Raw genomic sequence first — 13,612 nt, forward strand, 5'->3', positions numbered from 1 at the left:
CAGACCCCGGGGTGCCCATTTTCGGTACCAAGGGATCCTCGGTGCATGTCCAGGAAATCGTCCGGGCCTGGCGCGGGACCGGTGCCGCGGTCACCGTCTACTGCGTCCGCAAGGGAACCGACCGGCCCGCCGACCTGGCCGATCTCGACGTCGTCGAGGTCCGGCCCGACAACGCCTCCGGGCCGGGCCGCGAACAGGCGGTGCAGGAAGCGGCGCTTACCCTCGTGGACGAAGTCCTGCACCGCGGCTGCAACCTGGTGTACGAGCGCTACTCGCTATTCAGCCCGGCCCTCTCGGTGGTCGCCCCCGTCCTCGATGTTCCCTCCGTGCTTGAGGTCAACGCCCCGCTGATCGAGGAACAACAGCGGTACCGCGAACTGCTGGACGTGAGAAAGGCCGAGACCGTGCTGCGCCGCAACGCCGGAACCGCCGACGTTGTGGCCTGCGTCTCGGAGCCGGTGGTCCGCTGGGTGCGGGACAGGGTTCCGACAGCCAGGGCCGTGCTGGCACCGAACGGCGTGAACGTCGACCGCATCGCCCCCCGCCGCCCGGGCCGGCGGCATCCCGGCCACCTCACTGTGGCCTTCGTGGGCACGTTGAAGCCCTGGCACGGGGTTCCCGGACTGATCCACGCCGTGGCGCTCGCCAATGAGCAGGCCGCCGGGCCGGACCGCCGCTGGCGGGTGCGGGTCATCGGGGACGGACCCGGCCGGGTAGACCTCGAACGCTTCGCCGCCACGCTGGGCGTCGACACGGACTTCACCGGCGCGGTGCCGCCCGCTGCCGTGCCGGCCCTCCTGATCGAGTGCGACGCGGCAGCCGCGCCCTATCCGCCGGAACAGCCCGGCCGCGACGACTATTTCTCCCCGCTGAAGGTGTATGAGTACATGGCGGCAGCGATGCCCATCGTCGCGAGTGCCGTGGGCCAGATCCCCTCCATCCTGGCGGACGGCCGCAGCGGGCTCCTGGTACCGCCCGGCAAACCGGCGCCCCTTGCCGACGCCCTCACCCGCCTAGCCGATGACCCGGACCTGCGGGAACGACTCGGCAGGCAGGCCCGGACGACGGCGGTGGAGCGCTACAGCTGGACTGCCGTGCTGTCCGGCATCACCGCGGCCATGCCGCCCGCACGGAGGATGGCCGTACAGTGAGCTCTTCAACCAGGACCCCCGGCTCCCGGCATGCGTCCCCCAGGACTGCGCCTGCCTGGCGGCGGCGGAAGCGCCGCCCCGTCAAGCCGGCGTCAGGGCTCCGCCGCACCCTGCGCTGCGTCCGCCCGCATCTTCGCGAGCACCGGTTCCTGATGGCCGGCGGATTCCTCGCGCTCGCGGCGGATGTGCTTCTCCGCCTGCTGGAGCCGTGGCCCGTGAAGCTGGTCATCGACGCCGTGTCCCGCTCGCTGGGAGCCGCGATTGCGAAGCCGGGCCGCCCCACCATGGATGCCAGCGCCGAGACGCTGCTGCTCTGCGGCGGCGCGATCGTGGTCATCAGCGTCGTGCGTGCCATTGCCAACTACTGGTCCGCGGTGTCGTTCGCCCTGGTCGGATCCCGGGTGGCCGCCGATCTCCGGGCCCGCACGTTCCGCCATGTGCAGGGCCTGTCGATGCGGCACCACACCCGGGCGTCCTCCGGGGACACCGTGCAGCGCCTGGTGAGCGACGTCGGCAGGCTGCAGGAAGTCGCCGTCACCGCCGGCCTGCCGCTGGTGGGCAACATGGCCACCCTCGTGGCCATGACCATCGTTATGCTGTGGCTGGACCCGCTTCTTGCCCTGGTGGTGTTTGTGGCGGCCGGGATTTTCGCCCTCCTTTCGCACCGCAGTTCCGGGCCGATCACCGCGGCGGCCGGCAAATCCCGCAAGGGTGAAGGAGCCCTGGCCACCACCGCGGGACAGACCCTTGGCGCCATGCGGGAAGTCCAGGCCTACGGGCTGGAAGACACCATCAGCTCCAGCTTCGGCAGCAGCAACAAGGCCGCCCTGGGAACGGGCGTCGTCGCGCTGCGGCTGGCCGCGAGCCTGGAGCGCCGAACCGACGCGCTGATCGGCGTCGCCACCGCCGTCGTGCTGGCCGGGGGCGGCTGGCGGGTGATGGAGCAGTCCATCACGCCCGGTGACCTGGTGGTCTTCCTGATGTACCTCAAAACCGGAATGAAACCGCTGAAGGACCTTGCCAAACAGACCGGCAGGATCGCCCGGGCCACGGCGTCCGGGGAGCGCGTGGCGGACCTGCTGGAGGCACAGACCGATCTGCCAGAGGCCCCCGGTGCCCGCCCGCTGATCACCCGGAACCCGGACATCGACTTCGACAACGTCGCCGCCGGACACGGCGAAGGAACCACCGTGCTGCACGGGATCAACCTGCGCATTCCTTCCGGCGAACACGTGGCCATCCTGGGACCGTCCGGGGCAGGTAAATCCACTTTGGCCAGCCTTGTGCTGCGCATGATCGACCCGATCTCCGGGACGGTCCGGGTGGGCGGCGAGGACCTGCGGGAGCTCCAGATCGCGTCCGTGCGCGCCCACGTCTCGATCCTGCTCCAGGACTCCGTCCTCTTCGGAACCACCGTCCGGGAGAACATCCGGTTCGGCCGCCTCGATGCCACCGACGGGGAGATCGAAACCGCCGCCGCCCTGGCCCAGGCCGACGGCTTCATCCGGGCCCTCCCCAACGGCTACGACACCGTGCTGGGTGAGGCCGCCAAGGACCTCTCAGGCGGCCAGCGGCAGCGGCTCGCTATTGCCCGCGCCATCCTCCGGCAGGCGCCGATCGTTATTCTCGACGAGGCGACAGCCGGGCTGGACCCCGCGTCCCGCGATTCGATCCTCGACGCGCTGCAGGTGCTGACCCGCGGCAGGACGTCGATCACGATCACCCATGACGCCTTCGCCGCCCGCGCGTGCGACCGGATCATCTGGCTCCAGGACGGCCGCATCATCGAAGAGGGACGTCCGGCGGAACTGCTGCAGGACCCGGACAGCCACTTCTCCCGGTGGATGGGCGGACCGCCCAGCCCGCCCGCCGGCGCGGACACGGCTGCGCTCCCTGACGTGGAGGTGTCCACATGACCCGGATGCAGACCCGGCCGCGTGACGCCGACCTGGCGCTCGCGGCCCGCGACGACGCGCTTCCCTGCCTAGCCACCTTGCTCGACGACGACCGGCTGTCCGGGCTGGCCGGCGAGCAGCTCCGCGTCGCACGGGTCCGGTACAAACCGCGCACCTCCGCGCTCGTGGGTTTTGTCCGCATCCGCAACGGCCACGAGGACTTCGGCTGGGCGCTCACCCGGACCTCGGACGGCAACGTCAAGCTCTACGGCCGGGCCCACGAATCGGCCACCCACGGCGGTGCCATGCGGCTCATCCGCCCGGACGTGAACAGCCCGGAGGCGATCGTCGCCATCGGCGGCATCGAGGACGACTGGGCCCTGCGCAGGAACCTGCGCTGGCTCGGCCGGAGCGGCCTGGAACAGCTGGGCGCCGTGCCGGTGCCTGTGCACGGGCCGGGGCTGCCCGGCGGCACCGCCCGGGTGCTGCGTTACAAGCCGGAGCGGCGGCTGGTCCTGATGCAGGAGACTCCGGGCGGTTCGATCGTGATCAAGGTCGCCACCCAGCCCATCCCCGAAGAGCTGGAGTTACTCTTCCACCAACGGCGGCAAATGCACGGGGTTCCGGTGCTCCCCCGGCTTGGCGGCCCGGCGTTCCCGCGGCACGGGATCAGCGCCAGCCCGGTGTGGGGCGACGGGGACCTTCTCTCAAGCGGCGATCGTAACGCTGCGCACCGGGCCGGCGAGACCCTGGCCCGGCTCCACAGCATACCGGTCCAGGCCCACACCGGCCTTGCCCCCGGGCTGGAGGGTCCCCTGAGCCAGTTGAAGTCCGCCCACACCATGGTCAGCGCCCTCGTCCCCGCCCTCGACGCGCCGGCAGCTAAGGTGGCTGCACGGATCCGCCGGCAATTGGAAGAGCGCCCGGGACACCGGGCCGGGGCCTCGGTCCACGGCGACTTTTCCGCCGACCAGGTGCTGGTTTCCGGTGCGGAGGTCCGCCTAATCGACTTCGACCGCTCGCATTACGGGGTCCGGGAGGAGGATCTGGGCTCTTTCGCCGCCGTCGAGGAACTGAGCGAATGGCGCGGCCGCGCGGACGCGTCGCGGGGCAGCTACACGGAGGCCCTGTTCGACGGCTATGCCCGCGCCGGCGGCCGGTTTGCGCCGGCTGCCGTACAGACATGGACGGCATTCCGGATGTTCTGCAGTTGCGTGGACCCCTTCCGGGACCGGACGCCGGAGTGGGCCGCCGAAATGGCCCGGCAGATCGACCGCGCCGCGGAGCTGGTCCCGTGATCTGGCACCCGGACGTCCCCTTAAGCGTTACCGATGCGGCGGGAACCATCTGGCAGGTCCGGCGGGCCTGGCCGGAGCCCGTGGCCGGCGAGTACGTCCTGGAAGTACGTGTCCCCTCGGTGGCCGGCGCCCGCGCAGGCCACCTGCGGCAGGGTGTTTTCGAGCTGGTCCCGGAAGACGATCCGCGGCTCCCCTCGCTCCGTGCCGAAGCCGCCAAGGGCGAGGTCGTGGCTCATCGGGCCCACAAACGCGCCGTCGTTCGCGCCGGGGAGCAGTACATCAAGGTGTTCCGGCCCGGCCGGGCCCCGAACGCGGCGGAACGACATGCGGGCGCCGCCGCCCTGGCGGGCGGCCTCTTCGAGACGCCGCGCGTTCTGGCGGCGGGCTCCGACGCCGTGGTCTTCAGCAGGATTCCCGGCCGCTCCTACTTCGCTCTGGGGCAGGACCACACCGCGCTGACGGATGCCGGTTTCGACGCCCGCTGGCGGGAGTTCCCGCACGCCTGGGCGGCGGCAGTTACGGCTTCCCGGCGCGTTGGCCGCCGCAGCGCCCTGGACCGCCTGCCCCCGCACCCGCCCGAAGCAGAGGCCGAGATTCTGCGGCGCTGGGCACATCACTTGTTGACCCATAGCGAGGGCATCCCGGCCGCGGACAGTGTCCGGGCCGCCGTGCACGCGCGGCTGGACGTCACCATTGGTATGCTCCTGTCCTCCCGCCCTGATCCGCCGGGGTGGGCGCACGGGGACCTGCATGACAAGCAGATGCTGGGAACCGGGGAAACCAGCGTGCCAGGGCTGCTGGATTTTGACGAAAGCTGCCAGGCCGAGGCGGCCCTGGACCTGGCAAACCTCGACGTCCATCTGGAACTGCGCCTGCTCCAGCGGCGCCTGACCCTGCGGCGCTACGGGATCGCCCACCGACAGGTGCTGACCGCCGCGGACATGCTGCAGGTCAGCCCGGTGCGGTTCGCGGCGTACGCGGCCAGCACCCGCCTGCGCCTCGCCTGCCTGTACTCATTCCGCCCGCCCTGGGGCTCCGAGGCCGCTCGCTGGCTCAGCGGCAGCCCGCTCCCGGGCGCCATCCTGCAGCAGGTGTGAAGGGATCCGCAGCGTAACTCGGCGGCCACCGGCCGGGTGCCGCGTGGGAGTTTGACCATATCGAGGGGAGCCCCGCGCGGTTCGTGGACTTCGCCGCGCCGGCGGCATACATTGCAGGGAAGCCCGCTCCCCCGCTTGATCCGGAAGGCCCTCCACTATGACCTCATCGGGACCGCAGCGTCCGGCTGCCGGCTCGGCCGCCGCCCGCCGGAACATGCTCCTCGTATGGACAGCCCTGCTCGTGGTCCTGCTGGCCACCGTCAGCCTGGCCGTCGCCCGCACCGGCACGCCGCGGACCGACTTCTTTGCCTCGCTGGCCAGCCAGGCGCAGGGCCCGGACGCGGCCGGTCCGGCACCGAAGGCTCCGCCCGCCGCCGTCGACCTTGACGCGGAGATCAAGCGGATCCTCGCCGAAAACGAGGGCTACCGGATCGGCGTTGTACTGGTGGACACCCGCGGCGGGGAGCCGAAATCGTACGGCGATGTGTCCGAGTACGCTGCCGCCAGCACCGCCAAGATCATTACCGCCGCCGCCTACTACCGTCTGGTGGAAACCGGCGAGAAGTCCCTGGACGTGCCGCTGGGCAGCTTCGACGCCGCATTCCAGGTCAAGGCCATGGTCAACAACAGCAGTGACGATTCCTGGCTGCTGCTGATGCAGGACATCGGCTACGCCAGGCTCATCGACTACGCCGCGTCCATCGGTATCAGCTACGACCCGGAGAAGAACCTGCTGACGCCGGCCGAGATGACCTCACTCCTGACCCAGCTCTCCACCGGAAAGTTACTCAACACGGAACACACCGAGGAACTGCTGGGCTACATGCAACAGACCAACAACGACCGGCTCATCCCGGCCGCTGTGGGCCCGGGCATCACCGTGCAGCACAAGTACGGGGTGGTGGACGGCTACGTCCACGACGCCGCGATCCTGAGTTCCGGCGAGCGCTCCTACGCTCTGGCGATCTATACCTGGGGCGAGCAGGACGGCGAGAGTCAGGCGAGGCTGGCGGCCATCCATCAGCTGACGGGCGCGGTCACCGGAGCGCTGTTCGGATAGCTCCCCGGCGCCAGTGGACATTTTTGTTAGTTCGTCGGGGGTCTTGGCCCGGGGGGCCGGGAGGGCACAGCTAAGGGACACGCCCCGCGCCGGGGTGCGCGGATGGACATAGTCCCGTTGTGCCCGGTCCGGGTGCGAAGAATGGACATGTCCTCCCGCGGCGACGCCAGATTCCACGCCGCCGGACCCACCCAACGCCTGACCGGACCAGCCCAACGCGACGGGCCGCGACGTTCCTGCCCAGTCACTTTGGCGCCCGGCGCCACAAGCCCGCGGGAATCCGGGCCTTCCCCGGGCCGACAGGAGCTGTGGCGGCAGGTAACCGGGAAGGAGCGCCGCCAAAACCTACGTCCGGCCAGGTCAACGAAAATGCCCGCCGGACGGGTGCTGCCCGCTGGGCTGGTCATGCCCGCTGGGCTGGACATGCCCCGCGCCCGGGCCGGCAGGTGGGCATAGAGTCATTGTGCCCAGTCCCGGGGGCAAAGAATGGGCATGTCCCCCCGGCGCTGAAACGTCCTGACGCTGCCTGAACCCCCGACGTACTAACGAAAATGCCCACTAGCGGCCGAAGAGCCTGGCGAAGAAGCCGGTCTTCGTGCTGACCTCGCCTTCGTGGCCCTTGCAGCGGTCCGCGCTCTTGACGCCCCGCATGACCTGGTCAACGTGCTGGCCGCAGCCGGCCCAGGTGGTTTTACCGCACTTCTTACAAGAAACTGCTCGGCACATCCGGATCTCCTTTGATAGGTCTATGGCTACACTATACCCCTGGGGGTATGTGGGATCGAAATCCGAACCCGGGAACACTCTGTTCCGCGGAGGCGTTGGTCCCTACAGTGGTACCCGGCGCCGGGCGCAGCGCACCGGCTTCACGCGGGGCTGAACCGCACTGAGACGTACCGCACCGCACCGTACCGAGAGGACTGCTGATATGGCTTACATCAAGGTTGGAACAGAGAACAGCACCAACGTCGAGCTCTACTACGAGGACCACGGGACCGGGCAGCCGGTGGTCCTGATCCACGGCTACCCGCTGGACGGCTCCTCCTGGGAGAAGCAGACCACGGCCCTGCTCGGCGCCGGCTACCGCGTCATCACCTACGACCGGCGCGGCTTCGGCCAGTCCAGCAAACCCACCGACGGCTACGACTACGACACCTTTGCCGCGGACCTCGACACCCTGCTGACCACGCTGGACCTGAACGACGCCGTGCTGGTGGGCTTCTCGATGGGAACGGGCGAAGTGGGCCGCTACCTCGGCACGTACGGTTCGGCCCGGGTGGCGAAGGCCGTGTTCCTCGGCTCACTGGAGCCTTACCTGCTGCAGACGGAGGACAACCCTGAGGGTGTCCCGCAGCCGGTTTTTGACGGCCTGATGGAGGCTGTGACCGCGGACCGCTACGCCTTCTTCACCGACTTCTTCAAGAACTTCTACAACAGCGACACCCTCCTCGGCACCCCGCGGCTCAGCGAGGAAGTAATGCGCGCCGGCTGGAACCTCGCCACCGCGGGCGGCCCCACCGCCTCGGCAGCTGCGCAGCCCACCTGGCTCACCGATTTCCGCGCGGACATCCCCAAGATCGATGTTCCGGCGCTGATCGTCCACGGCACGGCGGACAACATCCTGCCGATCGACGCCACCGGACGCCGGTTCGCCAAGGCCCTCCCGAGCGCCAAATACGTGGAGATCGACGGCGCCCCGCACGGCATGCTGTGGACGCACGCGGCCGAGGTGAACGAGGCACTGCTGGGGTTTCTCGGGGCGTAGCCCCGCAGCCTGACGGGGCAGAAGTCTCGTGCGTTTGGTGATTCTTGCTAGCCTGAGGCTGTGAGATACGAATCCCTGTGGATCGGAATGCTCCTTGGCGCGGCCATCGGCCTCGCGATCGGAGTTGCCACCGCCGATAAGCCGTTCACGGGTCTGCTGATCGGTCTGGGCGTCGGAGCGCTAGTGGGCCTGGCGGCCCGGAAAGATCCCACGAAGCGGTAGAGATTCCGGCTGCCAGCGCAGGCACGGTCCCCGACAGCCGCTCACCGCCGGCCGCCCCGTCACCTGAATCCCGGCACTGTGGCCCACCCCCGCCGACTTCGGAAAGAGCCCACCGTGACGTATTCAGTAAACTGCTCCATCCTGTTGACGGAACTTCCCCTCCTGGACCGGCCCGCTGCGGCCAAAGCGGCCGGCTTTGACGCCGTCGAGTTCTGGTGGCCGTTTGAGGCCTCCGTCCCGACCGACGCCGAAACCACCGCGTTCGAGCGGGCCATCGCCAACGCAGGAGTGCAGCTCACGGGGCTGAACTTCAACGCTGGGAATATGCCGGCCGGCGACCGCGGGCTGGTTTCCTGGCCTGCGCGTGCCGCGGAGTTCCTGGACAACGTCGACGCCGTCGCGGGGATCGGCGGGCGCCTCGGCTGCCGGGCCTTCAATGCCCTCTACGGCAACCGGATCGATGGCCAGGCAGCAGGTGCCCAGGACGAGCTGGCGGTGCAGAACCTCGCCGCCGCGGCTGCCGGCGTCGGGCGGTTCGGCGGGACCGTCCTGCTGGAGCCGGTCAGCGGCGCGCCGGAATACCCGCTTCGCACCGCTAAGGATGCCCTGCGCGTGATAGCCGGGGTCCGGGCGGAGGCCGGCGCGGAGAACCTCCGGCTGCTCGCCGATTTCTATCACCTGGCGGTGAACGGCGACGACGTCGCGGCCGTGATCGAACAACACGCCGGCGACTTCGGGCACATCCAGATCGCCGACAACCCCGGCCGCGGCGCCCCCGGAACCGGAGAGCTTCCCCTCGGCGAGTGGATCACCCGCAGCCGCCAACTCGGCTACGAGGGCTTCATCGGCCTCGAATACAGGGAACAGGCGGGCACGGCGTTCAGCTGGCTTGCCGACGGACTCTAGCCCCGGCCGCTGCCAAAGCGCCGGAATACGGCACCCGGCACCGGTGTTGTGCACAAAAACCCACGAAATCCATCTGCAGAAGGATCCCCATGAGCACCAGCCTCACCGTCAAGCTCCAGCCCGGAACGCCCGCACCGGAGTTCACGCTCCCGGATGCAGAGGGTAAGCATGTATCGCTGGCCGATTACCGCGGCAAGAACGTCATTGTCTACTTCTACCCGCAGGCCGCCACCGCCGGCTGCACCACGGAGGCCTGCGACTTCCGCGACAGCCTGGCCTCGCTGCAGGGCTCCGGCTACGACGTGCTCGGCATCTCCCCCGATGGCCGGGAGGCCCTGGCCCGGTTCACCGGCGACTTCGCCCTCACATTCCCGCTGCTCGCCGACGAGGACCAAGCCGTGGCCCTCGCCTACGGCGCCTGGGGCGAAAAGCTGGTCCGGGGCGAGATCACCGAGGGAATCGTCCGGTCCACGGTGGCCGTGGATCCCGATGGCAACGTGAAGCTGGCCCAGTACCAGGTCAAGGCCCAGGGCCACGTGGCCGCGCTGAGGGAAGAACTCGGCGTCTGATCCCTCGCCCTTGTGTGCCAGGTGGGCTCGACGACGCTTGCCGCCCCTGCTGGAAGCGCTGGGCCTCGCGGAGCTCACGCACGACAAACGCAACAATTCGGTCCGGGCCATCATCGTCGACGCCCCGGTCCGGGCCCTCATCGTCGACGCCCCGGCAAAACGGCAAGAATGACCACCCGTCACAACGTCCGCGTAGGCGGCCAGCGCAATGCGCCGGGGCGCCTCACGCCGTCGTGGCAGTAGGCTTAACGGCATGTCAACCCCCGAAGTCTCCGGCACCGCAGGCGAGCAGCACGTCCCCGAACGGCGCGAGGTCACCGTGCGCCGCGCGCCGAAATACGTGCCGTTCCTGATCCTGGGCTCACTTGTGGGCGTCGCTGTTGCAGCATTCCTGGCCTACGGCCTCCCGGGCGATGAAAGCTGGGACCGCAACTCGGTCTTCGGCTTCTTCCTGATCCTGTGTGCCGCCGGCGGCGCCGTCCTGGGCGCCGTCGCCGCCCTCATCCTCGACCGCCTGAGCGTCCGCCGCGCCGAGCACGCCGTCGTCGAGTCTGTACCCGAATCCCGGCCCGAATCCGAAGACCGCACCGAATCCTGAGCCGGACAGCAGCACCGGGCCCAGGTCACAAACCGGCCGCCGGGAATGACCCAGCGCACAACGTGAGATAATCAACCAGTGGCACGCGGCGATGGAAAACTTTCCCATGATCTTCTCCCCGGCGAAAAAAGCCCCCAGGACGCTTGCGGCGTCTTCGGGGTCTGGGCTCCCGGTGAAGAAGTTGCAAAACTCACCTACTACGGGCTGTATGCACTGCAGCACCGCGGTCAGGAGTCTGCTGGCATAGCCACCAGCGACGGCAAGCGGATCAGTGTCTACAAGGACATGGGACTCGTATCCCAGGTCTTCGACGAGACCACGCTGAACACCCTGACCGGGCACCTCGCCGTCGGCCACTGCCGCTACTCCACCACCGGCGCCAGCCACTGGGCCAACGCCCAGCCCACCCTGGGCGCGACGGCGACGGGCACCGTGGCCCTGGCCCACAACGGCAACCTGACCAACACCGCCGAGCTCAAGGCCATGATCATGGACCGCAACGGCGGCCACCTCAGCGGCGAGATGAAGCAGGGCAACACCTCAGACACGGCCCTTGTCACCGCGCTGCTGGAGGGCGAAGAGGGCAAGTCCCTCGAACAGAGCGCCATGGAGCTGCTGCCCAGGATCAAGGGCGGCTTCTGCTTTGTCTTTATGGACGAAGGCACCCTCTACGCGGCCCGCGACACGTACGGCATCCGCCCGCTGTGCCTGGGCCGGCTGGAGCGCGGCTGGGTGGTCGCCTCCGAGCAGTCCGCCCTCGCCACCGTCGGCGCCAGCTTTATCCGCGAAATCGAACCCGGCGAGTTTATCGCGATCGACGAGGACGGTGTCCGCTCCCAGCGCTTCGCGGAGGCGACGCCGGCCGGCTGCGTCTTCGAATACGTCTACCTCGCCCGCCCGGACGCCTCTATTGCGGGCCGCTCGGTGTACGAGTCGCGGGTGGAGATGGGCCGCCAGCTGGCCCGCGAAAACACCCAGGAAGCGGACATCGTCATCCCCGTCCCGGAGTCCGGCACCCCCGCGGCCGTGGGCTACGCCGAGGAATCCGGCATCCCCTTCGCGCACGGCTTCGTCAAGAACTCCTATGTGGGCCGCACCTTCATCCAGCCCTCGCAGACCCTGCGCCAGCTCGGCATCCGGCTCAAGCTCAACGCCCTGGAATCTGTGATCCGCGGCAAGCGCGTGGTGGTGGTGGACGACTCGATCGTCCGCGGCAACACCCAGCGCGCCATCGTCCGGATGCTCCGGGAGGCGGGCGCAGCGAGCATCCACATCAAGATCTCCTCCCCGCCGGTCAAGTGGCCGTGCTTCTACGGCATCGATTTCGCCTCCCGCGCTGAGCTGATCGCCAACGGCGCCACCATTGAGGAGATCACCCAGGCCATCGGCGCCGATTCCCTGGCCTACATCTCCGAAGACGGCATGATCGGCGCCACCCAGCAACCGCGTGAACGCCTCTGCACCGCCTGCTTCACGGGCAACTACCCGATCGCGCTGCCGGGTGCGGACAAGCCGGGCAAAAATCTGCTGGAACGCACCGATCTCGGCGGCCTTCCCGCGGCCGGAGACGCCGCCCTCGGCGTCGCGGCCCCGGAAACCGCAGCCGAAGCCGCGGCCGGCATCGCCACCGACGAGGATCCGGCCGGGAAAGCCGGCGCCACCGGCTGCGATCCGGGCCCGGACGCCGAATTCGAGGAACTGCTCACCGACGCCGACCGCGTGATCACGCCCGCCGACCGTGCCGTCGCCTCATACATTGACGCTGATACGTTTGCTGCCGACAAGAAAGAGCCCGTATGACCTCCGCCTCCCCGGCCGCTGACATGAGCGCCGCCCAGAACGCCGCCGGCATCACCTACGCCTCCGCCGGCGTCGACGTCGAAGCGGGCGACCGCGCCGTCGAACTCATGAAGGGCGCCGTTAAGGCGACCCACAACTCCTCGGTGATCGGCGGAGTGGGCGGCTTCGCCGGCCTCTACGACGTCTCGCGGCTGCTCACCTTCAAGCGCCCGCTGCTGGCCACCTCCACAGACGGCGTCGGCACCAAAGTGGCAATCGCGCAGGCCATGGACATCCACGACACCATCGGCTTCGACCTCGTCGGCATGGTGGTCGATGACATCGTGGTGGTGGGCGCCGAGCCGCTGTTCATGACCGACTACATCGCCTGCGGCAAGGTTGTCCCGGAGCGCATCGCGGACATTGTCCGCGGCATCGCCGCCGCCTGCTCCGTCGCCGGCACCGCCCTGGTGGGCGGCGAAACCGCCGAGCACCCGGGCCTGCTGGGTGAGCATGAGTACGACGTCGCCGGTGCCGCCACCGGCGTTGTCGAGGCCGCCGATCTGCTCGGCCCGGACCGTGTCCGCGCCGGCGACGTGATCATCGGCATGGCCTCCTCCGGCCTGCACTCCAACGGCTACTCTCTGGTCCGCCGCGTGATCAACCACGCCGGCTGGGCCCTGGACCGCCAGGTCTCCGAACTCGGCCGCACCCTGGGCGAGGAGCTCCTGGAGCCGACCCGTGTCTACGCCGCCGACTGCCTGGATCTGGCCCGCGCCTTCCCTGTCAACGCATCCCCTGCCACAGGCGGCAAAGCTGTGCACGGCTTCAGCCACGTCACCGGCGGCGGCCTGGCCGCCAACCTGGCCCGCGTCCTGCCGCAGGGCCTGCTGGCCACCGTGGACCGCGCAACCTGGGAACTGCCGGCCATCTTCAAGCTGGTCGCCGAGCTGGGCAACGTCCCGCTCGCAGACCTCGAGCGCACCCTGAACGTGGGCGTGGGCATGGTGGCAATCGTCTCCGCCGACGCCGCCGACGCCGCGGTGAACCGCCTCAACGACCGCGGCCTGCCGGCCTGGATCATGGGCACCGTCGAGGAGAACTCGGATTCGATCTTCAAGACCGGCCCGGACTACACGCAGGGAGCCAAGGGCGTCGACGGCGGGGCCGTCCGGCTGGTCAACGCCTACGCCTGACCCGCCCGCCCCACACCCTCATCGAGTGCTCCGCAACTGCCGTTTAGAACGTCCAGAACGGCAGTTGCGGAGCACT

14 protein-coding genes are annotated in these 13,612 nt (G+C 69.2%); 13 read left to right on the forward strand and 1 reads right to left on the reverse strand.

What is annotated here, in order from left to right; genetic code table 11:
- Window positions 1-11 precede the first annotated feature (11 nt).
- The 5 genes from AC50X6_RS14720 (at window position 12) to AC50X6_RS14740 (ending at window position 6,501) form a co-directional block, all read left to right on the forward strand.
- Entirely contained in the window at window positions 12-1,151 is a 1,140-nt protein-coding gene (locus tag AC50X6_RS14720; RefSeq protein ID WP_494966937.1) for a glycosyltransferase family 4 protein, read from the forward strand.
- Window positions 1,148-3,067, forward strand: coding sequence for an ABC transporter ATP-binding protein (locus AC50X6_RS14725; protein WP_494966938.1), 1,920 nt, complete (start codon window positions 1,148-1,150; stop codon window positions 3,065-3,067). The genes AC50X6_RS14720 and AC50X6_RS14725 overlap by 4 nt, the downstream gene beginning before the upstream one ends.
- Window positions 3,064-4,344 carry a phosphotransferase family protein gene (locus tag AC50X6_RS14730; protein WP_494966939.1) on the forward strand — a complete coding sequence of 427 codons (1,281 nt, stop codon included), beginning with the start codon at window positions 3,064-3,066 and terminating at the stop codon, window positions 4,342-4,344. Before AC50X6_RS14725 ends, AC50X6_RS14730 begins: the two co-directional genes overlap by 4 nt.
- The gene (locus tag AC50X6_RS14735; protein WP_494966940.1) at window positions 4,341-5,441 is read left to right on the forward strand and encodes a phosphotransferase; all 1,101 of its coding nucleotides are present in this window, start codon (window positions 4,341-4,343) and stop codon (window positions 5,439-5,441) included. The genes AC50X6_RS14730 and AC50X6_RS14735 overlap by 4 nt, the downstream gene beginning before the upstream one ends.
- Window positions 5,442-5,598: 157 nt before the next feature.
- Window positions 5,599-6,501 (forward strand): serine hydrolase, encoded by a 903-nt coding sequence (locus AC50X6_RS14740; RefSeq protein WP_494966941.1) that lies wholly within the window; start codon window positions 5,599-5,601, stop codon window positions 6,499-6,501.
- A gap of 558 nt (window positions 6,502-7,059) precedes the next feature.
- Here AC50X6_RS14740 and AC50X6_RS14745 read toward each other — a convergent pair.
- Window positions 7,060-7,227, reverse strand: a complete 168-nt coding sequence (locus tag AC50X6_RS14745) for a DUF8730 family Cys-rich protein (protein ID WP_326966312.1) — start codon at window positions 7,225-7,227, stop codon at window positions 7,060-7,062.
- Window positions 7,228-7,429: 202 nt separating this feature from the next.
- On the opposite strand from AC50X6_RS14745, the gene AC50X6_RS14750 reads away from it, so the two are divergent.
- The 8 genes from AC50X6_RS14750 (at window position 7,430) to purM (ending at window position 13,536) form a co-directional block, all read left to right on the forward strand.
- On the forward strand, window positions 7,430-8,266 hold the full coding sequence (locus AC50X6_RS14750) for an alpha/beta fold hydrolase (RefSeq protein WP_494966942.1): 837 nt from the start codon (window positions 7,430-7,432) through the stop codon (window positions 8,264-8,266).
- A gap of 60 nt (window positions 8,267-8,326) precedes the next feature.
- Window positions 8,327-8,488 carry a hypothetical protein gene (locus AC50X6_RS14755; protein ID WP_494966943.1) on the forward strand — a complete coding sequence of 54 codons (162 nt, stop codon included), beginning with the start codon at window positions 8,327-8,329 and terminating at the stop codon, window positions 8,486-8,488.
- Window positions 8,489-8,602: 114 nt separating this feature from the next.
- Complete coding sequence (locus AC50X6_RS14760) at window positions 8,603-9,394, forward strand: hydroxypyruvate isomerase family protein (protein ID WP_494966944.1); 792 nt, start codon at window positions 8,603-8,605, stop codon at window positions 9,392-9,394.
- Between the two features lie 89 nt (window positions 9,395-9,483).
- A complete protein-coding gene (gene bcp, locus AC50X6_RS14765; protein WP_494966945.1) occupies window positions 9,484-9,963 on the forward strand; it encodes a thioredoxin-dependent thiol peroxidase in 480 nt (159 codons plus the stop codon).
- Window positions 9,964-10,000: 37 nt separating this feature from the next.
- On the forward strand, window positions 10,001-10,135 hold the full coding sequence (locus tag AC50X6_RS14770; protein ID WP_494966946.1) for a DUF6855 family protein: 135 nt from the start codon (window positions 10,001-10,003) through the stop codon (window positions 10,133-10,135).
- Window positions 10,136-10,216: 81 nt separating this feature from the next.
- Window positions 10,217-10,561 carry a hypothetical protein gene (locus tag AC50X6_RS14775; protein WP_494966947.1) on the forward strand — a complete coding sequence of 115 codons (345 nt, stop codon included), beginning with the start codon at window positions 10,217-10,219 and terminating at the stop codon, window positions 10,559-10,561.
- Between the two features lie 78 nt (window positions 10,562-10,639).
- The gene (gene purF, locus AC50X6_RS14780; RefSeq protein ID WP_494966948.1) at window positions 10,640-12,361 is read left to right on the forward strand and encodes an amidophosphoribosyltransferase; all 1,722 of its coding nucleotides are present in this window, start codon (window positions 10,640-10,642) and stop codon (window positions 12,359-12,361) included.
- The gene (gene purM / locus AC50X6_RS14785; RefSeq protein ID WP_494966949.1) at window positions 12,358-13,536 is read left to right on the forward strand and encodes a phosphoribosylformylglycinamidine cyclo-ligase; all 1,179 of its coding nucleotides are present in this window, start codon (window positions 12,358-12,360) and stop codon (window positions 13,534-13,536) included. Before purF ends, purM begins: the two co-directional genes overlap by 4 nt.
- The last annotated feature ends 76 nt before the right edge of the window (window positions 13,537-13,612 follow it).

The sequence above is a fragment of the Pseudarthrobacter sp. HLT1-7 genome (genome assembly GCF_059383435.1).

Bases quoted from the DNA above. Each gene is read 5' to 3' on its own strand.
- AC50X6_RS14730 (WP_494966939.1), top strand. From the start codon at position 3,064: ATGACCCGGATGCAGACCCGGCCGCGTGACGCCGACCTGGCGCTCGCG.
- AC50X6_RS14740 (WP_494966941.1), top strand. From the start codon at position 5,599: ATGACCTCATCGGGACCGCAGCGTCCGGCTGCCGGCTCGGCCGCCGCC.
- AC50X6_RS14745 (WP_326966312.1), bottom strand. From the start codon at position 7,227: ATGTGCCGAGCAGTTTCTTGTAAGAAGTGCGGTAAAACCACCTGGGCC.
- AC50X6_RS14750 (WP_494966942.1), top strand. From the start codon at position 7,430: ATGGCTTACATCAAGGTTGGAACAGAGAACAGCACCAACGTCGAGCTC.
- bcp (WP_494966945.1), top strand. From the start codon at position 9,484: ATGAGCACCAGCCTCACCGTCAAGCTCCAGCCCGGAACGCCCGCACCG.
- AC50X6_RS14775 (WP_494966947.1), top strand. From the start codon at position 10,217: ATGTCAACCCCCGAAGTCTCCGGCACCGCAGGCGAGCAGCACGTCCCC.
- purM (WP_494966949.1), top strand. From the start codon at position 12,358: ATGACCTCCGCCTCCCCGGCCGCTGACATGAGCGCCGCCCAGAACGCC.